The sequence below is a fragment of the Streptomyces sp. NPDC107517 genome (assembly GCF_055582645.1).
In genome coordinates, this window is the sequence record NZ_JBVJPM010000056.1 from 1 (window position 1) to 23,620 (window position 23,620).

At 68.3% G+C, this 23,620-nt stretch carries 22 protein-coding genes and 7 pseudogenes; 14 read left to right on the forward strand and 15 right to left on the reverse strand.

From position 1 onward, the window contains the following. Positions 1-93: 93 nt before the first annotated feature. From ACZ67T_RS44135 to ACZ67T_RS44145, 3 genes and pseudogenes are all read left to right on the forward strand, one after another. A pseudogene (locus tag ACZ67T_RS44135) lies at positions 94-333 on the forward strand (IS30 family transposase); the annotation flags it as partial. Between the two features lie 7 nt (positions 334-340). Continuing rightward, positions 341-634 (forward strand): annotated as a pseudogene (locus tag ACZ67T_RS44140) (integrase core domain-containing protein); the annotation flags it as partial. A 54-nt stretch (positions 635-688) separates the two neighbouring features. Next, entirely contained in the window at positions 689-940 is a 252-nt protein-coding gene (locus ACZ67T_RS44145; RefSeq protein ID WP_469992451.1) for a hypothetical protein, read from the forward strand. Positions 941-1,348: 408 nt separating this feature from the next. Here ACZ67T_RS44145 and ACZ67T_RS44150 read toward each other — a convergent pair. From ACZ67T_RS44150 to ACZ67T_RS44160, 3 genes and pseudogenes are all read right to left on the reverse strand, one after another. Continuing rightward, positions 1,349-1,543: pseudogene (locus ACZ67T_RS44150) on the reverse strand (RidA family protein); the annotation flags it as partial. Between the two features lie 12 nt (positions 1,544-1,555). Further along, positions 1,556-1,748 (reverse strand): annotated as a pseudogene (locus ACZ67T_RS44155) (ISL3 family transposase); the annotation flags it as partial. Positions 1,749-1,771: 23 nt separating this feature from the next. Next, positions 1,772-2,689, reverse strand: coding sequence for a LysR family transcriptional regulator (locus tag ACZ67T_RS44160; RefSeq protein ID WP_469992453.1), 918 nt, complete (start codon positions 2,687-2,689; stop codon positions 1,772-1,774). A gap of 202 nt (positions 2,690-2,891) precedes the next feature. On the opposite strand from ACZ67T_RS44160, the gene ACZ67T_RS44165 reads away from it, so the two are divergent. Both ACZ67T_RS44165 and ACZ67T_RS44170 read left to right on the forward strand, forming a co-directional pair. Continuing rightward, complete coding sequence (locus ACZ67T_RS44165; RefSeq protein ID WP_469992455.1) at positions 2,892-3,656, forward strand: saccharopine dehydrogenase family protein; 765 nt, start codon at positions 2,892-2,894, stop codon at positions 3,654-3,656. Then, entirely contained in the window at positions 3,623-3,964 is a 342-nt protein-coding gene (locus ACZ67T_RS44170) for a hypothetical protein (protein ID WP_469992457.1), read from the forward strand. The genes ACZ67T_RS44165 and ACZ67T_RS44170 overlap by 34 nt, the downstream gene beginning before the upstream one ends. Positions 3,965-4,864: 900 nt before the next feature. On the opposite strand, the gene ACZ67T_RS44175 is transcribed toward ACZ67T_RS44170, so the two are convergent. After that, positions 4,865-5,137, reverse strand: coding sequence for a hypothetical protein (locus tag ACZ67T_RS44175; protein ID WP_469992459.1), 273 nt, complete (start codon positions 5,135-5,137; stop codon positions 4,865-4,867). A 648-nt stretch (positions 5,138-5,785) separates the two neighbouring features. Continuing rightward, positions 5,786-5,929 (reverse strand): hypothetical protein, encoded by a 144-nt coding sequence (locus ACZ67T_RS44180; protein WP_469992460.1) that lies wholly within the window; start codon positions 5,927-5,929, stop codon positions 5,786-5,788. 504 nt (positions 5,930-6,433) lie between these two features. Between ACZ67T_RS44180 and ACZ67T_RS44185 the strand changes: the two are divergent. After that, positions 6,434-6,547 (forward strand): annotated as a pseudogene (locus ACZ67T_RS44185) (aldehyde dehydrogenase family protein); the annotation flags it as partial. 339 nt (positions 6,548-6,886) lie between these two features. Here the strand turns inward: ACZ67T_RS44185 and ACZ67T_RS44190 are convergent. Continuing rightward, positions 6,887-8,149 (reverse strand): beta-ketoacyl-[acyl-carrier-protein] synthase family protein, encoded by a 1,263-nt coding sequence (locus ACZ67T_RS44190; RefSeq protein WP_469992462.1) that lies wholly within the window; start codon positions 8,147-8,149, stop codon positions 6,887-6,889. 65 nt (positions 8,150-8,214) lie between these two features. Between ACZ67T_RS44190 and ACZ67T_RS44195 the strand changes: the two genes are divergently transcribed. Continuing rightward, the gene (locus ACZ67T_RS44195) at positions 8,215-8,832 is read left to right on the forward strand and encodes a TetR/AcrR family transcriptional regulator (protein ID WP_469992464.1); all 618 of its coding nucleotides are present in this window, start codon (positions 8,215-8,217) and stop codon (positions 8,830-8,832) included. Positions 8,833-8,877: 45 nt separating this feature from the next. Here ACZ67T_RS44195 and ACZ67T_RS44200 read toward each other — a convergent pair whose 3' ends face one another. Next, the gene (locus tag ACZ67T_RS44200) at positions 8,878-9,612 is read right to left on the reverse strand and encodes a formylglycine-generating enzyme family protein (RefSeq protein ID WP_469992466.1); all 735 of its coding nucleotides are present in this window, start codon (positions 9,610-9,612) and stop codon (positions 8,878-8,880) included. 189 nt (positions 9,613-9,801) lie between these two features. Between ACZ67T_RS44200 and ACZ67T_RS44205 the strand changes: the two genes are divergently transcribed. From ACZ67T_RS44205 to ACZ67T_RS44215, 3 genes and pseudogenes are all read left to right on the forward strand, one after another. Continuing rightward, positions 9,802-10,701 (forward strand): DUF6300 family protein, encoded by a 900-nt coding sequence (locus ACZ67T_RS44205; RefSeq protein WP_469992468.1) that lies wholly within the window; start codon positions 9,802-9,804, stop codon positions 10,699-10,701. Positions 10,702-11,129: 428 nt separating this feature from the next. Continuing rightward, positions 11,130-12,167, forward strand: a complete 1,038-nt coding sequence (locus tag ACZ67T_RS44210; RefSeq protein ID WP_469992470.1) for a hypothetical protein — start codon at positions 11,130-11,132, stop codon at positions 12,165-12,167. 170 nt (positions 12,168-12,337) lie between these two features. Then, positions 12,338-12,793 (forward strand): annotated as a pseudogene (locus tag ACZ67T_RS44215) (transposase); the annotation flags it as partial. Between the two features lie 304 nt (positions 12,794-13,097). Here ACZ67T_RS44215 and ACZ67T_RS44220 read toward each other — a convergent pair. The 6 genes from ACZ67T_RS44220 to ACZ67T_RS44245 form a co-directional block, all read right to left on the reverse strand. Beyond that, on the reverse strand, positions 13,098-14,450 hold the full coding sequence (locus ACZ67T_RS44220; protein WP_469992472.1) for a sugar porter family MFS transporter: 1,353 nt from the start codon (positions 14,448-14,450) through the stop codon (positions 13,098-13,100). Positions 14,451-14,714: 264 nt separating this feature from the next. Beyond that, complete coding sequence (locus ACZ67T_RS44225; protein WP_469992474.1) at positions 14,715-15,554, reverse strand: class II fructose-bisphosphate aldolase; 840 nt, start codon at positions 15,552-15,554, stop codon at positions 14,715-14,717. 46 nt (positions 15,555-15,600) lie between these two features. Continuing rightward, the gene (locus ACZ67T_RS44230; RefSeq protein WP_469992475.1) at positions 15,601-16,545 is read right to left on the reverse strand and encodes a 1-phosphofructokinase family hexose kinase; all 945 of its coding nucleotides are present in this window, start codon (positions 16,543-16,545) and stop codon (positions 15,601-15,603) included. Next, positions 16,542-17,345 (reverse strand): DeoR/GlpR family DNA-binding transcription regulator, encoded by an 804-nt coding sequence (locus tag ACZ67T_RS44235; protein WP_469992477.1) that lies wholly within the window; start codon positions 17,343-17,345, stop codon positions 16,542-16,544. Before ACZ67T_RS44235 ends, ACZ67T_RS44230 begins: the two co-directional genes overlap by 4 nt. A 34-nt stretch (positions 17,346-17,379) precedes the next feature. Next, the gene (locus tag ACZ67T_RS44240) at positions 17,380-18,774 is read right to left on the reverse strand and encodes an FGGY-family carbohydrate kinase (RefSeq protein WP_469992479.1); all 1,395 of its coding nucleotides are present in this window, start codon (positions 18,772-18,774) and stop codon (positions 17,380-17,382) included. Positions 18,775-18,904: 130 nt separating this feature from the next. Next, entirely contained in the window at positions 18,905-19,150 is a 246-nt protein-coding gene (locus ACZ67T_RS44245; protein WP_469992487.1) for a DUF6000 family protein, read from the reverse strand. A 164-nt stretch (positions 19,151-19,314) separates the two neighbouring features. Between ACZ67T_RS44245 and ACZ67T_RS44250 the strand changes: the two genes are divergently transcribed. After that, positions 19,315-19,494, forward strand: coding sequence for a DUF3885 domain-containing protein (locus ACZ67T_RS44250; RefSeq protein ID WP_469992480.1), 180 nt, complete (start codon positions 19,315-19,317; stop codon positions 19,492-19,494). Here the strand turns inward: ACZ67T_RS44250 and ACZ67T_RS44255 are convergent. Further along, the gene (locus tag ACZ67T_RS44255; protein ID WP_469992488.1) at positions 19,476-20,060 is read right to left on the reverse strand and encodes a YrhB domain-containing protein; all 585 of its coding nucleotides are present in this window, start codon (positions 20,058-20,060) and stop codon (positions 19,476-19,478) included. The genes ACZ67T_RS44250 and ACZ67T_RS44255 overlap by 19 nt on opposite strands. 346 nt (positions 20,061-20,406) lie before the next feature. On the opposite strand from ACZ67T_RS44255, the gene ACZ67T_RS44260 reads away from it, so the two are divergent. The 3 genes from ACZ67T_RS44260 to ACZ67T_RS44270 all read left to right on the forward strand — a co-directional run bounded on the left by ACZ67T_RS44260 (position 20,407) and on the right by ACZ67T_RS44270 (position 22,808). Next, positions 20,407-21,090: an HAD family hydrolase gene (locus ACZ67T_RS44260; RefSeq protein ID WP_469992482.1), complete on the forward strand. Its 684-nt coding sequence runs from the start codon at positions 20,407-20,409 to the stop codon at positions 21,088-21,090. A gap of 152 nt (positions 21,091-21,242) precedes the next feature. Next, positions 21,243-21,755 carry a DUF402 domain-containing protein gene (locus ACZ67T_RS44265; RefSeq protein WP_469992484.1) on the forward strand — a complete coding sequence of 171 codons (513 nt, stop codon included), beginning with the start codon at positions 21,243-21,245 and terminating at the stop codon, positions 21,753-21,755. Positions 21,756-22,370: 615 nt separating this feature from the next. Further along, complete coding sequence (locus ACZ67T_RS44270; RefSeq protein ID WP_469992486.1) at positions 22,371-22,808, forward strand: hypothetical protein; 438 nt, start codon at positions 22,371-22,373, stop codon at positions 22,806-22,808. Positions 22,809-22,845: 37 nt separating this feature from the next. Here the strand turns inward: ACZ67T_RS44270 and ACZ67T_RS44275 are convergent. After that, positions 22,846-23,075, reverse strand: a pseudogene (locus ACZ67T_RS44275) (SAM-dependent methyltransferase); the annotation flags it as partial. Positions 23,076-23,620: the final 545 nt, after the last annotated feature.

The following is a 23,620-nucleotide window of genomic DNA, read 5'->3' on the forward strand; positions in this document are numbered from 1 at the left end:
AGCGTGGCCTGCTGGGAGGAGAACGACCAGCGGCCCTGACGCTCCGGGTCGAAGGCGCGGATCTCCTTGAGCTGCGCGGACTGCTGCCCGTACTTCTTCGCCGACCCGCATAGCCCCTGGCAGCGCGGCACGAACGAGAACACCAACGGCCTGCTGCGCCAGTACTTCCCTAAGGGCACCGACCTGTCCCGCTGGAGCGCCGAGGAGATCGAGGCAGTCGCCCACGCCTTGAACACTCGACCACGAAAAACACTCGGCTGGAAGACACCCGCCGAAGCGTTCAACGAGCACCTACAGTTGCTCCAACAAGACGGTGTTGCATCGACCAGTTGAATCTGAGCAATACGGTTCCCGGGCCTTCGTCGGCCTCTGCGACCAGCTCGGGGTGACTCGGTCGATGGGTGCGGTCGGCACCAGCGCGGACAACGCGGCCTGCGAGAGTTTCCATGCGTCCCTGAAACGCGAGACCCTCCAGGGAGCCCGCGACTACGGCGACGCTGGCACCTGCAGAAGGACGGTATTTACCTGGCTGGCCCGCTACAACACCCGCCGCCGGCACTCCACCAACGGCCACCTCAGCCCCAACGAATACGAACGCCGACACCACGCAGCTGAGCTCACGCTCGCCGCGTGATCAACGAAGCGTGTCCACCATCACGGGGGAGGGCCCGTTGGCGCTTGCACCGACATGGGCAACATCCCGCATCTGATGCCGGCCATCCACCCTGGCATCGGCTTCCACTGCGACACCGCCCCGCACGCCCCCGAGTTCGCCGTCGCCGCCGCTTCCCCGGCCGCCGACGCGGCGGTCCTGGACGCCGCGACCGCCCTGGCCTGGACCGCCGTCGACCTGTGCGCCGACCCGGAGCAGCGGGACCGAATACTGGAGGCGCACCGTCGGCGCCGCGCGGAATCGGCGGAGAAGCCGACGGCCGGCTGACTCGGCTCGACGCGGCGGCCCACGCCGACTCGCCGGCCTCTCCCGCCCCGCCGAGTCCGCAGCCCGCGCCCGGACGACCCGATCACGCCCGAGGAGACCGAAACCCGGCAGCGTGGTGACGACTGCGCCCGTCCCATGCCTTGGCCGAAGTTGCGGGCGGCCGGGGAGGGAGCGCCCGAAAAGGTGGGTACGACGACGGCCGGGCTGAGTAACGGTACTCACGACGCGGCGAGCGGCGAGAAGGACAGCAGGAACAGTCCGAGGAACCGGCGACAGGCAACGCGGTTGCCGGATGGGCGCCCCGTCTTCGTCTGCGTCGGCATCGCGACCGAACCATTGGCAGTGCCTCGCGGTCGTGCTCGGCGACGGCTGAGCGGCAGTTGTTCCGTTGTTCAGTCGCTCAACTGCTCAGTCGAGGACCGCGGTGGCCTCGATCTCCACCAGATGCGCGGGGACGTCCAGCGCCGCGACGCCCACCAAGGTGTCAGGCGGGTCATGCGTGCTGCCCAGCTTCGCCGTCGCCCGGGAGATTCCCTCCATCAGCTGGGGCATCTTGTCGGGGGTCCAGTCAACGACGTAGAGGGGCAGTTTCGCCACGTCGTCAGACGGGCTGTGCACACCGGGCACCTGCTCGCGGAAAGTGTGGCGGCAGCCACGCGTGGGACACACAGACGCCGTACCGGACCCGGACCACCACCCGCCGCCCGTCGACCGGCACGTCGGCCTCCGTCCGCAGCTGGTATCCGTGCACCCGCCCCGACGACGCTCCGCACACCGGACGGACCGCGGCCCCCTTCGGAGTCTGCGCCGGCAACGCGCAGATCCTCCCTCCTATCCGGACTGGTCTCCGGGGGTGGGCTGCGGGGCGGTGATGTGACCCATGGCGTACTTGCGGAAGGCCGCCCCCAGACGGGAGTTGTCGCGTGCGCGGGTCGCCACCACGACATGGGACGGTTCGATGTCGTGCAGGGGGACGACTGCGAGGTCGGGGCGGACGGTGCAGATGCCCTGGAGGGCCGGGATGATGGCGACGGCCTGTCCGCCGGCGACGAGTTCGATCTTGTCCTCGACCGTGTGCGCGACGGGTCCGGCAGGGGCCGGGGCCCCGTCGGGGCGTGGGTCGACGCGCCAGAAGGCGTTCCAGGCGGGGTCGGTGCCCTGGATCAGGGGGTCGTCGGCGATGTCGTCGATGCCAACGGACGCCTTGCCGGCCAGACGGTGGTCGCTGGGGACCAGGAGCACCCGGGGCTCGTCGTACAGGACGGTCACCTTCAACTGGTCGGTGGGGAACGGGAGTCGGGCCACCACGACGTCAACTCGGTGTTCGAGCAGGGCGGCATGCGGTTCGCGCCAGTCCAGGTGCAGGGTGTGCACCTCGGCGTCGGGGTGGCGCTGGCGCAGCTCGCGGACCGCCGGGGTGATGAGGATGTGGGCGGTGTGCCCGATGGTGACGTGGCTGGGGCGGGCGGCGGCGCGGGCGCGCGCGGCGGCCTGGGCGGTCGAGCGCAGCGCCGCGACGGCGAGCGGGAGAAAGGCTTCGCCGGCCTCGGTGAGCTTGGTGCCCCGCGGGGTGCGGTCCAGGAGGCGCGCCCCTACCTGCTGTTCGAGGCGGTCGATCTGGCGGCTCAGTGAGGACTGGGTGACATGCAGGGCCTCGGCGGCCCGGCCGAAGTGCCGGTGCTCGGCAAGCACGGTGAAGCACCGGACGAGCCGGAGGTCGAGGTCCGGCGGAGGCAGCGAGTCGGACATGCCCTCAGCGTAGCGCGACAGACACCGGGTGCCATCGGCTCATGCGGCTCTGACCAGTGGTGTTGCGTAAAGCGGGTTGCTTGTTGCGAAACACTCATTGGACCTCGGCCGTCCGGCGGTCGCACGGTGAAAGGGTCGGCTCGGGCCGACGGCACAGGCGACAAACCTGGCACAGCCGACGACGGACAGTGAGGACGGCACCGTGAACGAGATCTGGATCCTGGGCTCGACCGGGCGCACCGGGCGGGCGATCGCCGCGGCCCTGGCCGCGCGCGGGGCGGCACCGGTGCTCGTGGGGCGCGATGCGGGGCGGCTGCGCGAGGTGGCAGCTCACCTCGATGGTGACGCGACGATCCTGGTGGCGGGGTCGGTGCACGCCACCGTCCGGGAGATCACCGAGCGGCGCCCTGCCGTGGTGGTCAACACGATCGGGCCGTTCTCGCAGACCGCCCTGCCGGTCGCCGCCGCCTGCCCGCCGGGCACGCACTACCTGGACCTCGCCAACGACATCGCTACCACGAACGAGTTGCTCGGCCTGAACGAGGAGGCCGCGAGCTCCGGATCGTGCCTCGTCACGGGCGCCGGATTCGGCGTGCTCGGCACGGAGAGCGTCGTACTCAAGCTCTGCGCGGACCGACCCTCCCCCGCACGGGTGCGGGTGGCCGCGGTCCCGTCCATCGAGATGGAGGAGGGCGTGGTGGGCATGGCGCTGGCCGCCACCATCGTCGACAGTCTTACCGCTGGTGGACGCCGTTACGACCAGGGCCTGTTGGTACGCACCGGTCTGGTCGGCTCCGTCGAGCAGCTCACGCTGCCCGACGGGTCGGCGGTCACCACCGCGCCTTCCCCGCCGGTGAACTGGAAGCAGCCCACCGGGCGAGCGGGGCACCGTCCGTCGTCGCCGCCTCCAGCGAGATGCCCTCCGGGCGAGCGATGCGCGCCGTGCTGCCGCTGGCGGGGGCGCTGATGTCGGTGCCCGCGCTGCGCCGTGCCGCGAAGCGGTGCCTCGCCGCCATCCGGTTCAAGTCCCGTCCGCGGCCCCGCGAGTTCTCCTGGGCGCACACCCGGATCCACTGGGACGACGGCACGGTCCGCGAGGGCTGGCTGCGCACCGGCGAGGCCATGGCGTTCACCGCCTCCGTCGCGGCGGAGGTCGCTGTCCGGCTCGCCCGCGGCGAGGGCAAGCCCGGCGCGCACACCCCCGGTGTCCTCTTCGGCCCGAAGCTCGCCGAGGCGTCGGGCGGCCAATTCCTGCTCACGGAGGTGGAGTCATGACCGTGGACTGCGGGCGCGAGGACGTACTGATCCCGCTTGGCGGGAAGGTCGTGGCCAGCACCCTGCGCGCCTCGCTATATGTGCTGGACGTCCTCTACGACCGCTCCTGCACATCGCCGTCGAGGGCATCACCGCCCCCGCAATGCCCATGTTCACCGTGCCCGTGCAGTGCGTGCCGGACGCCGAACAGGCCCCGGGCGTACGGCCCTGCGAGCGTTCGACCCACTCCTCGATCTTCGGCATGAACGGGTCGATCAGCTTCGGCCGGACGACGGCCGCGTCGACCGGACGGCCCATGTCCCTCATCCGTGCGTACCTGCGCACGGTCTTCGGGTCGACCCCCGCCAGCTCGGCGGCCGAATGCGCACACCCGGTGGCATCCAGGGCCTCGAAGATTTCCATGATCTCCCTGCCAGACTTCTTCAACGATCCCTCCGGGAGACAGACGACTCAGGCAGCATTGAGCCAACCCCCGGAGGGATCATCTGTTCGGAACCGACACGAATGGGTCCACGGAAAGGGAGATCAACTGTCCGCAGAGCAGGATCTGACTTACGTCCGCCTACAAGGATCTTGCGCTGTCCGCTCTCAAGGCAGGCGGGTTCCCGTTGCCCTCACTCGACCAGCCGGCGCACCCTGTCGTCGTCCGCCACCTCCCACACCGGTGGCGCAGTCCACGCCCATCGGGGAAGTTGCAGCCGGGGAGAGCAGGGAAGCGACAGGGCACTTTTGAAGGCCGCCACCCCGTCCGGGGCGGCGGCCTTCATCGCTCGTCATGCGCCGTCTACACAGCCTGAAGAGCGGGTGCGACACGACGAATTGGCCCCGGCACGCCCTCGAAGGGACACGCCGGGGCCGGTTCCGGTTCGGATCACCGCCCCCTACGGGCAGGTGCCGGCGTCAGCCACGGTGCCCGCGGTGGCACTCCTGATGGGCGGGACGCCAGACGCGGATCCACTGGCCACGGTGCCAGCGGTGGTGCCGGTCCCGGAACGCCGGCTGCCACTGCCGTGCCCAGTGACCCGCCACCCTCACACAGTGGTGCGACGCCACCGGCGGGCGATGATCCTGCGGAGCGGCCGACGCGGCGTTGACCGTGCCGACGACCGCGCCCGCCGCCAGGGCCACCGTCGCCGCCCCCAGGGCCGCGGCCCTCTTCAACCCGTTGATCATGTTCAGACCCTTCCGTACGAACCGGGGCTGACGCCCCGGCACTGCCCGGACCGTTCGGCCGGGTACGCACAGATCCTCACCCTCCGACACCGCCACATCACCGCAGAACACTGCCTCTCAGGAAATACAGATCTATTTCTCATTCAGCCCAAATAGTCATATCTACGCGACGGCGATGCAGTCCCTCGAATACCGCCGCCCTGCACACGCACCACCACTCACGGGCCCCGGCACAGGTGCCCCACCTTCATGCGATCACGGCGTCGCCGAGAACCAGACGAGACCGTCACGAAGGCCGGTCCGAGCAAAGAAGACGCGGCTCCCCCGGGCACATACACGCTGTCGTGGAACCTCGCGGACTGCCACCGGGAGCGGACTCGGAAAGACAGCACGAACATTCACGAACATCGACAACCAACTCGCGACGGCGGCCCAGCCGATCACAGCGACAGTGCAGGCCGGGGAGTTGTTCACGCCGCGGGACTACGGGACGTGAACGTCGAAGAAGTAGCCGAGGCATGAAGCGGCCCCGTCACCGGGGGAATGACAGGGCCGCAGGGCTCGGGGGTGGGCCTGGGTGCAGTCGCCGTCCCGAGCGTCTTGTGCGTTCAGTGTGCCCCTGTTGCGGCACGGACGGGCACAGGAGCGTCACTTCAGCAGGCCACCTCGGCGCGGCGGGCCGATCGGTTCGCGCTCATGCACGGTCAGCAAGGCCGCATCGACACGGTCCGCAGACTTCATGCCGCGCTGCTTCATCGCCTTCTTCGACTCGACGATGCTGTATGCGCTCAAGGGTCAAGACGCACGGGCTGCTCAACCCATCCAGAGCTCCCGGGCGGTGCCCGAGGGCTTCGGCATGGGCTGATTACGGTCCGGTCCGGCAGTCGGCGGCGCCGTGCCCGGTGGGCTTCCCAGCGGTAGCGGACGACCTACGCGGCAAGCTGTGCCTCGCGGGCCTTGGCGACGCCCAGCACCGGGCAGGTGCGGGGGCCGGATTCCGGCACACAATGCGATTTTAGATCCAGAATCCGGCACATACTCTGAGGTGTCGGTGGATGTGATTCGGCAGCTTGAGCAGGGACGGAAGCGGTGGCCGCTGAGCACGCTCGGCGGCCACCGGGCTCAGCGGTTCAAGGCGAGGTCGAGGTATCACCCGAGCTGCGTATGAGGGTTGACTCGACGAGCAGATTCTCCTGCACTCGAGCGGGCCACCAGAGTTGCGCCTTTTCCCATCCCGCCCGGGCGTCCAGCTCCGCATCTTGAGCGGTAACAGCGTCACGGCATGGCGCACTCACACTGCCGGACGGCGTCTTCAACGTCGTGCACGGCGACGAGACCGCCGTCGACGCGATCCTGACACACCCCTGCATCGAGGCCTCGTCCTTCGTCGGCTCCACGCCCATCGCCCGCTCGGGTCGGCCCAAGCACACCCTTCTCATCCCTTGGGCTCCGAGGCCGGGTCGAATGGCTGGCACGCCACGCAGACCATGGGCAGCTCGCGGTCCGGGGCCTCCAACATCGCTGTCGTCAACCGCCTGATGGTCTGACCGTACTGGCCGTCTCCACCCATCGCCGCGCGCCGGCCTCGGCAGCTGATTCCCGCACTGTGAGCACGCCCAGAAGCTCGCCGATGGTGCAGGCCATGAGCGCGGGCAGGACCGGCACGGCGACGATGATGGCACCGGCCCTGCCCGGGCTCGGCACAAGCTGGCACCGACGGCTGCACGGACAACAGTGCGTTCGCGTGGGTCATGGTGTGGTCGGGGCTGTACGGGAGACGGGGTGCCGTGCGCCGGTGACGATGAGTGAGACGTTCTGCCCACCGAAGCCGAAGGAGTTGCTGAGCACGGCCTCCTGGGGGATGTCCCGTCGTTCTGCGACGACATCGAGATTGATGTCGGGTCCGACGCCGGCCGTGGTGAGGTTGCGGGTCGGGGGGATGACGCCGTGCTCCACGCTGAGGACCGTGATGAGCGCTTCGATCGCGCCGGCGGCGCCAAAGAGATGACCGAGCGCCGCCTTGGGGGCTGTCACGGTGGCGTGGCCGAAGACCTTCCCGATCGCATGTGCCTCGGCGACGTCGCCGACTGGAGTTCCGGTGGCGTGGGCGTTGATGTGACTGATCTGCTCGGGAGCCAAACCGGCTTGCGTGAGGGCCTTCCGCATGGCTGCGATCTGGCCGGAGCCGTCGGGAGCGGGCGCCGTGATGTGGTGCGCGTCGGCGGCGATGCCGGCGCCCGCGAGCACCGCGCGGACACGCGCGCCTCGGGCGCTGGCATGCTCGGCGCTTTCAAGCACTATGACAGCGGCGCCTTCACTGAGGACGAATCCGCTGCGGTCCGCGGCGAACGGCCGGGACGCCGAGGCGGGTTCGGCGGTGTGCCGTGACAGTGCTTGTGCCTGGGTAAAGCCGGCGACGGTGATCGGGGTGATGGCAGCCTCGGTCCCGCCCGCGATAACGACGTCCGCCTCGCCGGCGCGGATGAGCCTGGCGCCCAGGGCGATCGCCTCGGCACCGGAAGAGCACGCCGAGACGGGCGTGTAGACCCCGGCCCGTGCGCCGTATTCGATACTGATCAGCGCCGCCGCTGCATTGGGCATGAGCATCGGGACCGTGCGTGGCGAGACGCGCCGGGTCCCGGCCGTTTCCAGTGTGTCGTCTTCCTTCAGCAGCGTCCGTACGCCACCGATGCCCGTGCCGATCGCTGAAGCGAGCCGGTCCGGGTCCACCTCTGGGGCGCCGGCATCGGCCCAGGCTTCGGCCGCCGCGGCGAAGGCTGCCTGCTGCGAGCGGTCGAGCCGCCTGGCCTGTACCGGCGGCAGCAACTCGGCGGGATCGATCGCCATCGTCCCCCCGACGGTGTCAGGAAGGCCGACGTCCTCGTGACCACGCAGAACGTCGCCGCGGATGCCGGACTCGCCGGCAAGCAGGGCGTCCCAGGTGGACGCCACGTCCGCCCCGAGGGGTGTGATCGCGCCGAGTCCGGTCACGACGACTTCAGTGCGGTGCATGCCCTTCAACCCTTCTTGTATGCGATACAAGGAAACAGTTTTGTTGTATCACATACAATCCGGGTGTGGACAAGAAGCGAACCGAAGCTCGATCACCGTCCGCCCGGTCGCGTGACCGCGGTCGCGCGACGAGGCACCGGCTGATTGAGGCAACTGCACAGCTCTGCAAGGAACAGCCCGGCGCCGAGGTGAGCGTCGCCGAGATCGCGAACGCGGCAGGCGTCTTCCCCAATCAGGTCACCTACCACTTCGGCTCCAAGGACTCGCTGCTCGTGCACGCCGCCTTTCTCGGCTTGCTGCACGACGCCCGACGCATTGAGCGCATCGGTCGCCAAGCCCCCGATGCGGCGACATTTCGGCGCAACATCGCCCGCGCCGTACTGGCCATGCCCGCGCTCCCGTCAGTCGCGCGAGCACTCGCCGCCGGGATCTCCAAGCCCGAACTCGCCCCCGTGGTCGACCAGCACCTCCAGTTGCTGTTCCGGCAATCCGAGCGCTTCGTAAGCCAGCTCATCAACAATCGCGGCTGGAAGGCCCGTCGACCGCTCGACGTGGAGGCCAGGACGTTCTGGAGCACCGCCCTGGGCGCAGTGCTCCTCGTCCGCGCCGGAGCACACGGCACCGTCGCCGACCTCGACCTCGCCGGAGCACTGACCATCCACGACGAACCCGAGCCCAGCTAGCCCAGTCGAACAGACCGTCGTGCGAAGTCGGCACGGTGTCCGGTGCTACGCGGCCGGTGCCGCGAGGCGGAAGCCCACGCCGATCGCTTCCAGATCCGGCTCATAGGCGCCGTGCCGGCGGGCGCAGCGGGCCAGGTCGCGGTCGTGGCGGAAGGCGCCGCCTCGGGTGATGTGCCGGTCGAAGGCCCATTCTTCGGTGGTCGGCACCTCGGCGGCCGCGCCAGGGTAGGGAGCGTAGAGGGTGGAGGTCCATTCGTCGGCGTTGCCCGCCATGTCCAGCACACCGAAGGGGCTGGCTCCGTCGGGGAACGAGCCGACTGGCATGGTGGTGCCGATGCCGAGGTCCACCAGATTGGCCAGACCGGTTCGGTACTCCTCGCCCCACGGGAACTCCCGGCCGTCGTCGCCCCGCGCGGCGCGCTCCCACTCGTCCTCCGTGGGCAGCCGCACATCGAGGCCGAGCAGTTCCCCGAGCCACCGGCAGTAGGCCGTCGCCGCCTCCCAGGCGACCCCGATGACCGGGTGGTCTGCCGGCGTCTGGGGGACCGGTCGGCCGGTGGCCGCCGCGAAACGTGCCCACTGGCCGCCCGTGACCGGGGTACGGGCGATCCGAAACGCCGGCACGTCGATCACCGTGCGCGGGGCTTCCTTCACGTACCACTCCACCGGCACCCCGGTATCCGCATAGCAGCGGGCCACCGCCGGCACATCTTCAAGCGGCGTACCCCGACGCAACAACCCAGCCGGGATGTCAACCCAGTTCACCTGCTCCACCCGCATGGATCCTCCTCGGCTCAAGTGGGCAATCCAAATCTTCACGGCACGGGTGCACAGCCGGTATTCGCGCACACTGTCCGATGTTGCCGTCGGTGGCCGCCCGGTGCTGATCGGCCTTCGGTGCGGCGACTGTTCTGCGACAGTCCGAGCTGCGACCGGCGGACGTTTGTCGAGCAGGTGGAGGGGCTGACGGTGCGCTACCAGCGCCGCAGCCCGCTGCTGCAGCAACTGGTGGAGGCGGCAGGCGTGTTGCTTGCCGGCCGCGGCGGCGCCCGGCTCCTGCACATCTTGGAGGCGCCGCTGTCACGGACGAGCGTGCTGTTCCAGCTCATGCGCATGCGACTGCCTCCGGTCGCGACACCGCGGGTGCTGGGCGTCGACGACTTCGCCCTGTACGCAGACGTCTACGGCACGCTGCTCGTGGACGCCGGCACGCGGTTGCCGATCGAGTCGTGGGCCGGTCGCGACGCCGAACAATTGGCCGCCTGGCTGCGCACGCACCCCGGTGTCAAGGGGGTGTGCCGGGACGGCTCGCTCACCTACCGACAGGGCATCACCGACGGGGCCCCGAACGCGGTGCAGGTCAGCGACCGCTTTCACCTCTGGCAAGGGCTGTCGAAACGGGTCTCGGACATCGCCGCCGCCCATCGTGGCTGCCTGCGCGCCGCAGTACCTGAGTCCGAACCGGCCTCACCGCCATCGTCGGCGGAACCGTCCGAGGCGGCCGACACTCCCGCCCGTCGCCATGCCAAGCGGCTGTTCGAGGCTGTCCACGAGTACATCGGAACGGCCCGCAGCATCAGCACGATCGCCCGCGAGCTGGGTCTGAACCGGCGCACCGTGGCCAAGTACGCACGGGCTGCCTCCTGGCAGGAGTGCCTACGGCGCACTCCGCCCCGCCGATCCACGAGCCTCGAACCGGCGGCGGTCGACCTGTCGGCGCTGTTCGCCGTCGAGAAGGGACTCTCGCCGAACAATCTGGAGACGTTCGGCGGGCTCGCTGCGGCCTGGTTGGAGTCGGTCCGCCACCGTACGGTCGACGAGGCCCTGCTCAACGAGCAGCTCGAACGGTGGCAGCGAGGCGACCTGTAGCCGCCGGCCCCTGCCATCAGCAGGGGCACAGAACACGAGAGGGGCCCGGTCTGCAATTGAGCAGCCGGGCCCCTCTCCTGTGCTCCGTTCGTGTGGAGACGGAGCGGGGCAGCGAGAGCCTCCCGAAGGACCATGTCCTCTTCACCGGACCTCGAGCTGGGAGCCGCGCGCTCTGTTGATGGGGCTTCCTGCAAGCGGCCACCCAACAAAACTCGGTGGCGACCCCAGGCCTGCTCACTGGATCTCCTCAACTACACCCCTGACCTGTGGTCGGGCGTCCGGCCGACAGGTCCAGCCCGGCGAGTGGGTGAAATCCGCGAACCTCCGTAATCCCGTGCCCCATTGATGCGTTGGCATTCCGCATGAGTTCCGCTCTCCATTCTCGAGCGGATCACATCATGACGTGAACTCACAGGATCGAGAAACGCATGAAATTTCACCGCTTGAGACAGTGGGCGGTCGGGCTGGCAGTGGCAACGGGGCTGGCCGTGGTGATGCCGCTCGCCGCAGGTCCCACCCCGGCGCACGCAGCGCAAGTACCTCAATGGGGAATCGAGAAGACCCACGTCGGGAACTTCTCCCAGGGGCAGGTCGGTGCTCAGTACACCATCACCGCGACCAACGTCGGGGACACGCCCACTGACGGTTCAGAGGTCACCGTTATCGACGCACTGCCCAACGGACTCCTTCCAACTGCTGTGTCCGGGAACGGCTGGGCCTGCAACATCGAAATTCTCGCGGTCGTGACCTGCTCCCGGTCCGACGTACTGACGGCCGGAACTTCGTACCCGCCAATCACCCTCACCGTGAACGTGAACGCCGACGCACCCGCAAACGTCACCAACACCGCCTCGGTCAGTGGCGGCGGCGGCGGGGCGGTGAGCGACGAGGACCCGACCGCCATCACGCCGGTGCTGCGCGCGTCCCTCAGCGTCACCAAGTCCCATACGGGGAACTTCACCGTGGGTAGCACCGGCTCATACACGATCACCGTGTCCAACGCGGCCGATGCCGAGCCGACCGTTGGCCAGGTCACCGTCGCGGACGCCTACCCAGCCGGGCTCACGCACGTGAACGTGAACGGGTCCGGATGGACCTGCGAGACCACCGAGATGAGCTTCGAGTGCCGCCGGAACGACTCGCTGGCGGCGGGGGCGAGCTACCCCCCGATCAACCTGACTGTCGACGTCGCGGCCAACACCGCCTGCTCGATCACCAACAGCGCCACCGTATCGGGCGGCGCGAGCGCCCCGGACACCGCCAGCGATCCGACCACGGTCACCGGCGGCACCGGCAATTGCAATGGAGGTAACGGAGGTAACGGCGGCAACGGAGGGGGCTCAATCCTCCCGGTTAACCTCAACGGTGTCATTCCGATGTTCAACAACATCGCAATCAATCACAACATCGACAGCCCCGGCGCCAGCAACAACAGCCGCCAGAACTTCGGGCTGAACGCACCCTGAGCGTGTAGCCCTCTCCCATCCGAGGAGCCAGCGGAACTCTCGGCGTGCGGTGGTGTTGACTAGCACCGCCGCACGCCGCTCGGAGTCAGCGCGAAGCGCCACCGCCGGCGCCCTCGGCCAGGCTCACATCCAGCTCGGCTGAGGGACGGATCAAGTGAGGAAACGAGCAGACCCAGGGCACCGACGCCGGCAAGAAGATCGTCGGACGCAAACGCAGCATCGTCGTCGACACCCTCGGCCTGTTACTGCTGGTCATCGTGACCGCCGCCAGCGTCTCGGACAACGAGGCCGGCATGCAGCTGCTGACCCGCGTCGCCGCCGACCACCCAACGATCAGCAAGGCGTGGGTCGACACCGGCTACAAGAAGAAGGCGATCGAACACGGAGCCACCCTCGGCATCGACGTCGACGTTGTTCCACGAAATGAGCAGGTCAAAGGCTTCTCCGTGATCCCGCGGCGCTGGGTGGTAGAGCGAAGTTTCGGATGGATCATGATGCACCGCCGCCTCGCCCGCGACTACGAGACCAAACCGGCGCACTCCGAAAGCATGATCCGCCTCGCGATGATCTCCAACCTTGCGAAACGAGCGACCGGCGAAACAGTCATAACCTGGCACAAACCATGAACTACCGCTTCTTCAAGCAGGACGTCCTCTCACACCATCCCGAACGGCCGAATCATCCCACCGGACACGGCAGACCAGGACATTGCAGCAAGATCGTGTTACGAGCCCGTAGGCTGCGGCGCCACCCGTGGCCGGGTGCAGCCGCTATGCACAACGCCCTGCCGACACGGCGATGGCAAGCCGTCCGATCCACATGAAATGAGCGTGCGCCGCAGGCACTGCGAGAACTCGGGGCGTTCAAAGGTCAGGTCACGACAGGCTCCGAGACAGCCCCTCCGCTGGGCGCACTCTCAGCACCGCCGTATCAGTACAGCGTCTGCTCCAGTTCTTCCAGACTCCTGCCACGGGTCTCCGGCACCAGGGAGATGACGAACACCAGCGCCGCGCAGGTGATGGCGGCCAGAGTGAAGAAGGTGATGGCGGATCCGGCCACGGACACCAGGACGGGGAAGAATTGCGCCACCACGTAAGTGCCCGCCCACAGCGCAAAGGTGGAGACCGAGGCCCCGATGCCGCGCAGGTGGGTCGGGAAGATTTCGGCGATCAGTACGTAGGTCACTGTGCCGAAAGAGACGGCGAAGACGCCCGCGAACATGATGGTGAGCGCGATGAGGAGGATCGCGTTGGGCTGGGACTGGAGGAAGAGGAGGCCCTCGGCGACCTGGATGAGCAGCATGGTGGAGGCGCCGAACAGCAACAGGGTGCGTCGCCCGATCCGGTCGATCAGCCGCATCGAGACGAGTGTTGCGATCACGAAGGTGAGGCCGATGAAGACGGTGCTGAGCATCGCGGCGCTGTTGTCCAGACCGGCTCCCTTGAAGATCTCGGGGGCGTAGTAGAAGACGGCGTTGATTCCGGTAATCTGCTGGAAGAGGCCGATGCCCGCTCCGATCAGCAGGATGCGCCTGTAGCGGGGCTGCAGAAGGACTCGTATTCCACCGTGCTGCTCCGTCCGTACCGCGACCCGTATCGCCTCGATCTCGGCGTCCGCAGTCGGTGTGAGGGTGCGCAGCACTGCCAGCGCCTCGTCTTCGCGCCCCTGCTTGATCAGCCATCGAGGGCTCTCGGGCACGTATTTGAGCAGCAGGATGAACAGCACCGCGGGTACCACGCCGATACCGAAGACGACCCGCCAGCCGTACGCGACGAGCCAGGCGTGAGAGGCAGTGCTGGAGATCAGGGCGCTGACGGCGAAGACGATGACGTTTCCGATGGTGTTGAACAGCTGATTGAACGACACCAGGCCTCCGCGCTGATCCGGCGGGGCAACCTCGGCGATGTACAGAGGGGCGATCATGGTCTCGGCGCCGATGCCGAATCCGAGCACGATCCGGGCCAGTACGAGGGTTGATTCGTTCAGCGCGAGTGCCTCACCGGCCGCGCCCAACGCGAGCAGCAACGACACGAGCAGCAGCACGCGTCGGCGGCCGAAGCGGTCACTGAGCCGGCCGGACACCGCGACGCCGACCAGCGCGCCGAGGATCAGGCTGGAGGCGACCCAGCCGACGCCCGCGGGGCTCAGCTCGAAGCGGGTTTCCAGGTACCCGATGGTTCCGGCCGTACTGCCGTTGTCGAAGCCGAAGAGAAATCCTCCGACGGACGTGACGACGGCGATCAGTAGAACCGTTCGGGTATGCGTCTTCGTTGACGTATCCATCTGTGCCTCTCGGGGAGAGATGCCGGGCGACAGGAGGCCCGTGTATGCGCGACGGGCATCGCGGGCGTGAGTCATGTCCCTGCCACGGTGCCGGTCTTGGCGCGGAGCGGGTTCGGGGCGGGTCGTCAGGCGCACGGTCGTAGCCGGTCCGCGGGAGCGAACCGACGACCACCGCGGCCGGGGCCCGGTCGAGTCCGGTGGTCGGGGTTTCCGGGCTGACGGGCCGGGCCCAGTTCAGGGGGCGGCGCGTGGCCGGCTAGGGCCTCAGAGGGCCGGGTGGAGGATGCCGAGCAGGCGCGTGACCTCGGCGGCCACGGCGTTGCGTCCCGCACCGAGGTACTTGCGGGTGTCGACGCAGGCCGGGTTGGCGGCCAGGTCCTCGCGTACGGCAGCCGTGAAGGCGTTGTTCAGGTGCGTGGCGATATTGATCTTGGCCATGCCGGAGGCCACCGCGCGGGCCATGTCCGCATCCGCAACGCCCGAGGAGCCGTGCAGGACCAGCGGCACCGGCGAGGCGCGGTGCAGGGCGGCGATGAGCTCAAAGTCGAGGCAGGCGTCGCGGGTGAGCATGGCGTGGGAGGTGCCCACCGCTACAGCGAGGGCGTCGACGCCGGTGGCGCCGATGTAGGCGGCGGCCTCGGCGGGGTCGGTGCGGGCGCCGGGGGCGTGGACGCCGTCCTTGCCCCCGACCTCGCCGAGTTCGGCCTCGACCCAGACGCCTTCGGCGTGGCATTCGCGTACGACGTCGAAGGTGGCCTGGACGTTGTCGACGTAGCTCAGCACGGAGGAGTCGAACATGACGGAGGAGAAGCCGAGGGCCACCGCCTCCCGGACCAGGGCCACGTCGGTGGCATGGTCCAGGTGGACAGAGACGGGGGTTGCCGCGGCGCGGGCGGCTTCTAGCGTGGCGCGGCCGAGGGGGGCCAAAGAGCCGTGGTAGTGGGCGGCGTTCTGACTGATCTGCAGGATGACGGGGGCGTGGGCCGCTTCGGCTCCCGCGATGATGGCTTCTGCGTGTTCGAGCTGGATGACGTTGAACGCGGCTGCTGCACGGCCGGTCGACCGGGCGGTGTCGACTATGTCGCCGGTGGGGCTGAGGGGCATGGTGATCCTGAGTGGTGATGTGTAGGGATGAGCTGGTGTGTTGCGCTCAGTCCTCGCGCAGCGTGCGGTGCGTCTCGGGCTGGGCGTGGAGCAGGAGTTGGAAGCCGGTGGTGTCGATGTCAGGTCCGAGGAGCGTGCCTGGCTGCCGCAGTGCGTTGGCAGCCCAGGTCAGTGCCGTGCGCAGCGCCTCTTGGCCTTCCGCGCCACCGGCGAGGAAACCGGCCAGGAGCGCGTCGCCGGCGCCCACGGCGCTCTGGACGTCCTCGACGATCGTCTCGGCGTGCAGGGACGTGCCGTCCGCCGCGACGAGCAGCGCGCCGTCGACGCCGAGGCTGGCCAGGACTGTACGAGCGCCCATCGCCTGCAGGCGGTGCGCCGCCTGCACGGCCTCGCCCACGGTGGTGACGGCCATGGCGGCAGCCTCCGCCAGCTCGTGCGCGTTGGGCTTGATCAGGTCGGGACGGGCGGGCAGAGCCGCCAGGAGGGGCGGGCCCGAGCTGTCGATGGCGACGCGCAGCCCTGCTTCGTGGGCCTGGTGTACCAGCTGGGCGTAGGTGTCGGCAGGAACGCCATCCGGGAGGCTTCCCGCGCCCAGGACCCAGCGCGCCCCGGCAGCAGCCTTGACTGTGGTCTCCAGCAGGCCCGTCACTTCGCCCTCGGTCAGCGTGGGACCGGGTTCGTTGACCTTGGTGACGCTTCCGCTGCTGTCCAGGATGCTGATGTTGGTGCGGATGTCCCCGGCGATGGCAACGCTTACGTAGTCGACGTCGGCCGCTTCGAGCATGTTCGCCAGACGGCTGCCGTCGGGGCCACCGATGGGCAGTACCGCGCGGGTGGCGATGCCCTGGGCGCGTAGGGCGAGGGCGACGTTGACGCCCTTGCCGCTGGGTTCGGCCCAGGTGGCGTCGGCCCGGTGGACAGCCCCTGGGGTGATCTGGTCGATGCGCAGAGTGCGGTCGAGGCTCGGGTTGGGGGTGAGGGTGACGATCATGCGCGGGTCACCTGCTTGAGGCCCGCCGCCTCGAGGCGGTGGGCGTCCGCCTCGGACAGGCCGTCGTCGGTGATGAGATGGTCGATGTCGATGAGGTTTCCGTACTTGTAGAGGCTCGTTCGGCCGTGCTTGGTGTGATCGCAGAGCAGCACGCGGCGGCGGGCGGCCGAGAGCATCAGGCGCTTGACCGTGGCTTCTGACTCGTCGGGGGTGCTCAGGCCGCGTTCGCTGGAGATGGCGTTGGTGCCGAGGAAGGCGACGTCGACGCAGATCTCGGAGAGGGCGCGCACCGCCCAGTTGTCGACCTCGGCGAAGGTGCGGGCCCGCACGCGCCCGCCCAGGGTGTGGACGTTGAGGCGCGGCTTCGCCACCAGCGCGAGGGCGATGGTGAGGGTGTTGGTGAACACCGTCAGATCCCGGTCGGCCGGGAACGCTTCGGCCAGCATGGTCGTGGTGGAGCCTGCGTCGATGAAGACCGCGCCCTCGTGCGGGACTTCAGCCAGCGCGGCCTGCACGATGCGCTGCTTTTCCGCCACATTGGCCCCGCGATTGGAGACGGCCGGCTCGAAGGCCAGGTCTTCTATGGCCATGGCGCCGCCGTGGACTCTGCGCAGCAGTCCTGCGTTCTCCAGGTGGAGCAGGTCCTTGCGGATGGTCTCCGTGGAAACCTGGAGCTGCTCCGCCATGGCCGCGGCGTCCAGACGTCCATGGCTGCGCACCGTCTGCACCAACACCTGATGGCGTTCTTCCGCGTAGCGGGCGCGCCGCGACTCGGGTGCAGTGTCAGGGGCTTCGCTCATGGTGCTTCCTCCAACTCGCATGTCCATCTGCTGCTCACTGTCCCGTCACCACGCCGGCTCGCCGCCGGTCGCCGGAGGGCTCGGCCAAGCCCGCGGCTATCCGGGGGGTATGTGCCAGATCCTCGATGAGCCCGGCCGCGTGCCCGCCCAGGAGCGCGGCACCGCGGCCACCGGCCTCCTCCACCTGTGCCACCTCGACCGACTGCCATGCCTCACGGCGCAGTTGTCGTACAGCGGCGCTGCGCGCCCATCCGCCGGTCATGACCACGCGGCGGTGCGGGCCAAGGACGGCGCTCATGTCCGCGTCCATCGCCCTGACTCGGACTGCGGACGCTTCCAGGGCGGCGCACCAGGCTGCGGCGGGTGTCGCGTCGCGTCCGATACCGGTCAGCGAGACCCGGCCGTCCGGTGTGAGGGCGGCGCTGGGGGCGCTGCCGCGCAGGCTCATGGCCTCGGCGCCCAACGCGTGCAGCTGGGCGGAGTCCAGCCCGAGAAGACGCTGGACGTTCTGGAGCAACAGCCCGCCGCGTGTATCGCCGAGCGCGGCCAGACGGCCGGGCAGGACGTGGCAGCCGATGGTGACGTCAATGGCAGCCAGCCGCTGGATCGCTTCGCCGGACACGGGCGCGGGCATGGTGCGCACCAGTGCTTCGGCGGTTCCGCAGGAGTCGAGTTGGTCGCCGTCGTGCGCAGCTCCAGCACCCAGTGCGGCTACGAGATGGTCGTGGCCGGCCACGGTGATCACCGCGCCGTTCAGCCGGTCACCGGCCCAGTCGGTACTCACCCTGCCCAAGGGGGTGCCGGCTTGCACCAGCGGAGCCAGCAGGGACGGCTCGACCTTGGACCATTCCACGGCCTCCGGCCACCAGTCGGCATCGTTCACACGCAGCCAGCCGGTGCGCGACGCCAGGGACAGTTCACTGACCGGTTCGCCGCCGAGGATGTGCACGATCCACTCGGGGATCCCGAGTCGTCGTACGGCACGGTGCACCTGCGGGGTGTTCTCGACCAGCCAGCGGTGCTTGGTCAGCGACCACTGGGCTCGTACCGGGAGTCCGGTGGTGACGGTGAACACCCCTCCCCCAAGGTCGCCGGCCAACTGGTCCACGAGCAGGCGGTCACGGTCATCGTGCCAGGCGATGACGGGGGCGAGCGGCTCGCCGTGCGCGTCGAGCAGCACGCCGGCTTCGCCCATGCCGGTCACGCCCACAGCCGCCACCCGCCCGACTGGGGCCTGCGCAAGCGCCTCGGCCAACGCCGCACGGACACAGTCGCGCACCGCGTCGGGAGACGTCTCGACGCCCCGTCCGGTGACCTGCCAGTGCAGCCGGGCCCGGCCGCCAGCCACCTCGCTTCCGTCGACATCGCAGACGGTGACCTTGCATGAGGTGGTGCCGACATCGACACCCACCAACAGCGCGTCCGCCATGGACAACCTCCAGTGAACAACCTCAAGCAGCAGATTCGCCGCTTGCTAATAGTTGTTTTTACTTGTGTTTACGTGGGCCGTCAAGAGGCTTCACGGAGGTCACACCTCCTGATGCAGCAAAGAAGCGCACTTAAAGCCAAGCAAAGGCAAGCCGGGCGCATGGACCTCCATGTCGGGACGGCCCGCCTTCAAGGAGGGTGGCGATCTCATTCGCGGTGATGGCTCCAGCGTCCTGGCAGAGGTCTCGCAGGAATCGGTCGTACTCAGGACTCTGCATGCGCAGCACGGCGCCGCTGAGCTTCATGTAGCGCCGCTCGGGCGTGACATAGCGGCGAACCAGGGCCAGCAGTTCGGGATCCTCGTGGGCATGGCGCATCACGGGGCCGATCCTGCCTCTCGGGTACACAACAAGGCCACCCTCTTTTGGCGTTGTGCCACCCGGTCAGAGAGAGGGGCGCGACACCTGGGCGGCCTTGCGGGCCGCCGTGCTGCCACCTCTTCGCCGTCTGTCGGCCCTGACGGCGCGGCTGCATCGACGAGTTGCTCCGAGACATCGCCGACCACAAGGTGGCGGAGGTCCTCATCATCGACACCCGGGTGCAGCGCATCCGCCACCCCTACGACGGTGGCGCCGACGTCTTCCTCGCCACGTCGCAGGAAGGGGATCGGATACGCGATCGGCATGCCGACTGGCTTTCCAGTCATCCCTCGGGTCTCTGACCGGCTTGGATCTGTGCCCCGCTCAAAATCGTCTTCACTGCAAGCACCGGATTGACAGGCTCCACGAGCCCGTTCGTAGCGACGGCCACGAGACGTGCGGGCGTATCACCGTCCAGCAACGCGCTCACGTATTCGATGGCCTCCGCAGGCGAGAGCACAGGCAGCCTCTGGCGCAGCGTCCGCACAGCGTGCATGCGTCCGCGCGCAGTGGCGACTTCGCACAGCGCATCATGTAGATCGTCTACTGCGGTGCGCACCGGCAGCCCACGTATCCGAGCTCGATAGTCGGCCTCCCACTCCCCGGGTCCCGCGGAGACGACGCCGATCTGATGCAGTCCTCCGTCGACGCGGTCGACCAGGTAGGGCCCGTTACCGGCCAGCATGAAATCCGGGTTCCGGGTGCGTACGAACTCCTCAGAGGTCCAGGAGACGATCCATACCAGCTCGTGCTCCTCGACATCGACCACAGCCATCCGCATCGCGTCCACACCCACAGCACGCCACTGCTGAAAGTCGCGCTCCAGTTCGTCCTCGACAACCCGAACGGCGGCCTCTCGCTCCATCACGCCTGCAGCATCCCGCACAGCCCCCTCTCTCATCCAGCAAATTCGCACGCCCCAGGGGCACATACGAGGGGTCTGACGGATCTTGTTGGCCAGGAATACGACAGCCATGCAGCAAGTGCACTGCGCCAGTGATCCCTCAAGGCCGTGTCGGCGAACGAAGGCACCCTCAAGTGACCTGCGCGGTCACGGCATCGGGCTCGCCCCATGTGGCCGATCTGGTGAAGCACAATTCCTTCCCGTGGTTCGGCCGCCGCCCGCCCAGCGGCGGTGCAGGCTTGAGCAGATATCCAACCAGTCCCGGCACGGGGCCGGTTGCGTGCCGAGGCGGAGGAGTGCGCAGCAAGGAATGGACTGGGCGTCCCTCCCCTACCATGCAGGCGTGATCAAGCCCATTGAACTCTTGATATTCGACTGTGACGGCGTCCTGGTGGACAGCGAGCGCATCGCAGTACGCGTGGACGCGAGGAGCCTGGAGGAGCTCGGCTGGCCGCTCAGCGAGGCTGAGATCGTCGAACGCTTCGTCGGCCGCTCACACGCCGACATGATCACCGAGGTCGAGAAGCACCTCGGCTACCGGCTCCGGAACGGCTGGGAGGCGGAGCAGCACCGGCTGTACCGTCAGGCCATGGAAGCCGAACTCACCGCCGTCGACGGCGTGGTGGAGGCCCTCGACGAGATCTCGTTGCCCACCTGTGTGGCCTCCAGCAGCACGCATGCCGGTCTTCGCCACACTCTGGGTCTGACCGGGCTGTACCCGCGCATCGAAGGTCGTATCTACAGCGCGGCGGAAGTGACCCACGGCAAGCCGGCACCTGACCTCTTCCTCCACGCGGCACGGCACATGGGATTCGACCCGGAGGTCTGCGCCGTGGTTGAGGACAGCCGCTACGGTGTGCAGGCTGCCCGCGCCGCCGGGATGCGGGTGTTCGGCTACTGCGGCGGGCTCACCCCGGCAGAGTGGCTGCACGGGCCGGGCACAGTGGTCTTTGATGACATGCGTAACCTGCCGGCTCTCCTCTCCCAGATGTGACCCTCGGATGGTGATCACGGGCTGCGGCCGCACGACCTCGAGGCCGCGGTTACTTACCGCATCCTCGTCTGGCTCACCCGGATGATCGCCGGCCCGCTCATGCTCTGACCGGGAAGGTTCACCCGTCGGCGTGCACACCGTAGTCTCCCTCCGTGAGTGAAGGGGAGGTTCGGGTCGTCGTGCGCAAGTTCGACGGCAGTCTGCACTGGCACCACACCATGGTGCGGCTGGGACAGGACGAGCACGGGGTCTGGCTCGGTGAGCCGATCGGGACGATCTACAGCAAGGGCGAACAGTCCGAGGTCTACGCCACTCAAGAGCCACGCGTCATGCTCTTTCCCCACGACGCCTGGTGGACGGCCATGTTCCAGCAGACACCCGCGCAGCTCGATGTGTACTGCGACGTCACCACGCCGCCACAGTGGGTACACACAGGTCAAGTGACCACGGTCGACCTGGACCTGGACGTCTGCCGGACACGTGCAGACGGATCCGTCCACATCGCCGATGAGGACGAGTTCTCCATCCATCAGGACCGCTACGGCTACCCGCCGCACGTCATCAGCCACGCAGAGAACACCGCGCATTGGCTGTCAGCAGCGTTGCGCGACGGCACCGAACCATTCGCCACCCGCTACCGCGCATGGCTTGCCCACATCAGTTGAACTCAGCAGACCTGACGCAGCATCACATCAACACGGCACACCGGCGTCTCACCCGACCGGCGAGCACGGCGACCCAGCTCACCGCCAAGACCACAGCCGCCCACCAAGCCCTGGACGCCAGTGCCCCCGACACCCTCCTCGCACAGGAATTCGTTGTTCACTGGCGGGAAGAATCCGAGGATGCGCCCAGCGCCCCGAACTCGTAGATAGCCAAGATGCCTACGAGTTGACCACTGCCGAGCCTGACACCCGCCGCATAGGCGCCATCACAGGTATCGGCGTTCCCACGACACGGTCTCCTGTGTCTGGCCCCGGTGCACAGTGGCCACCGGCCCTCCTTCCCGCCCCGGTGCTTCGTGCCCCGGCCCGTTCGTTAGGCCGAATGAGTAGTCGACGGAGGGGCCGGGCCGTTCATGCGCCGAGAGTGGTCACCCGAGTACGTGGTGGCGTGTGGACGCCGGTAGGCCCCGTTTGGCGAAGTACGACCTGTCGTCCCGCTCGGCGAAGAGCCACCGTGCTCAGATCCGCGAGGCCCCGGGGTTCCACCCGGCGACCCGGGCCGATGAGTTGCCGCTGACCGGCTAGGTCGCCGATGAGGTCTGCCCAGTCGAGCTGGTGAAGGACCGGCTGCGCGAGGCCCTGCTCGTGCAGTGCCGCAGCGACCGCATCCAGCCCCCGGGCCCTGTCGAGCGGGTAGTCGCCGCCGCGCGGGCGCGGGCGGACCGCCACCTCTGCGCGCAGACCGTCGCGCGCCTGGGTGAGGTGTGCGCTCCTGGAGCTGGCGGCGGAGGGCAACGAGGACGGCAGCGCGCTGCTGGCCCCTCGCTGAAGCGGGACCCGGGCGCGGTAAAGCTGGACTCGCTGCTGACGGAGATCACCCAGCTCACCGCCGTACGGCAACTCGGCTTGCCAGAGGGGCTGTTCGCAGAATGTTCGCAGAAGCTGGTGGACGCGATCCGGGCGCGGGCGATCAAGATGTACCCCTCGGACTTGCGGGACGCCAGCGAGGATCCGCCAGCCCGACGACCCCCAAGGAGTTGGTCACCAATCTGATGCGGCGGATCACGGACCGGCGACTTGGCGGATGCACTCAGAGGATGCCGACGCGCACAGCGGTCGCGGACCAGGGTCGTGTAGTTCATCGTAAAGGCCGCCCAAGGAGTCGATGGCGTTCCCGACCGCGTCCAGTATTTCGGCCAGCTGATCGGGACGGAGTTGGGTGAGTCCGCCAGTGGTGGGTAGGAGGTCCAGACATTGGTCGCGCGTGTAGGACTGCTCCCAGTCGAATCGCCACTGTTCGGGGCCGTTGAACTGTTCGGACCCCCAGGACGAGGCCGTCGTCGCCGAGCCGATGAACATGGAGAACGCGGGAGCCGCGTGCTGCACGAACGGCCCGATCGCCGGCATCGAGTCGCCGCCGAGTGCGGACTGCGTTCCGCTTGAGGAGATCTCATCACAGTAAGCACGGGAGTTGGCAGGCGTGGAATCCTGATGGCAGGCAGCAACTCGCGAGGGAGGCGCTGGTGCAGTGGTGGCAGGCCAGCCTGTGGGGCGCTCTGGGGTCCGCCCTGGTGGAAATCGCCGACCTGCACAAGAGCTTGAGGCTGCGCGGGAAGCTCCCCTGGAGAGGCAGAAACGCGGCCGCTCGCAACCTCTACCTGCTCGCGTCACTGCTCCGGATGATGCTCGGGGTTGGAGTCGCTCTCACGCTTAGCGAGTCCGGCCAGGTCACCGGAGGATTCGGCGCAATACTTGCCGGAGTTGCCGCCCCTAGGGCGTGTTTCAGATGTGCTGGTCACAGCCACTCGTTGATGGCCGCGATGGTCAGGGTCGCTTCGTAGCGAACGGCGAGTTTGTCGTATCTC

Coding starts and splice junctions, on each gene's coding strand:
- ACZ67T_RS44240 (WP_469992479.1), bottom strand. CDS start 18,774: ATGGCGGACGCGCTGTTGGTGGGTGTCGATGTCGGCACCACCTCATGC.
- ACZ67T_RS44145 (WP_469992451.1), top strand. CDS start 689: ATGGGCAACATCCCGCATCTGATGCCGGCCATCCACCCTGGCATCGGC.
- ACZ67T_RS44245 (WP_469992487.1), bottom strand. CDS start 19,150: ATGCGCCATGCCCACGAGGATCCCGAACTGCTGGCCCTGGTTCGCCGC.
- ACZ67T_RS44190 (WP_469992462.1), bottom strand. CDS start 8,149: ATGCACCGCACTGAAGTCGTCGTGACCGGACTCGGCGCGATCACACCC.
- ACZ67T_RS44160 (WP_469992453.1), bottom strand. CDS start 2,689: ATGTCCGACTCGCTGCCTCCGCCGGACCTCGACCTCCGGCTCGTCCGG.
- ACZ67T_RS44210 (WP_469992470.1), top strand. CDS start 11,130: ATGAAATTTCACCGCTTGAGACAGTGGGCGGTCGGGCTGGCAGTGGCA.
- ACZ67T_RS44260 (WP_469992482.1), top strand. CDS start 20,407: ATGGACTGGGCGTCCCTCCCCTACCATGCAGGCGTGATCAAGCCCATT.
- ACZ67T_RS44225 (WP_469992474.1), bottom strand. CDS start 15,554: ATGCCCCTCAGCCCCACCGGCGACATAGTCGACACCGCCCGGTCGACC.
- ACZ67T_RS44170 (WP_469992457.1), top strand. CDS start 3,623: ATGCGCGCCGTGCTGCCGCTGGCGGGGGCGCTGATGTCGGTGCCCGCG.
- ACZ67T_RS44235 (WP_469992477.1), bottom strand. CDS start 17,345: ATGAGCGAAGCCCCTGACACTGCACCCGAGTCGCGGCGCGCCCGCTAC.
- ACZ67T_RS44200 (WP_469992466.1), bottom strand. CDS start 9,612: ATGCGGGTGGAGCAGGTGAACTGGGTTGACATCCCGGCTGGGTTGTTG.
- ACZ67T_RS44230 (WP_469992475.1), bottom strand. CDS start 16,545: ATGATCGTCACCCTCACCCCCAACCCGAGCCTCGACCGCACTCTGCGC.
- ACZ67T_RS44220 (WP_469992472.1), bottom strand. CDS start 14,450: ATGGATACGTCAACGAAGACGCATACCCGAACGGTTCTACTGATCGCC.
- ACZ67T_RS44175 (WP_469992459.1), bottom strand. CDS start 5,137: ATGATCAACGGGTTGAAGAGGGCCGCGGCCCTGGGGGCGGCGACGGTG.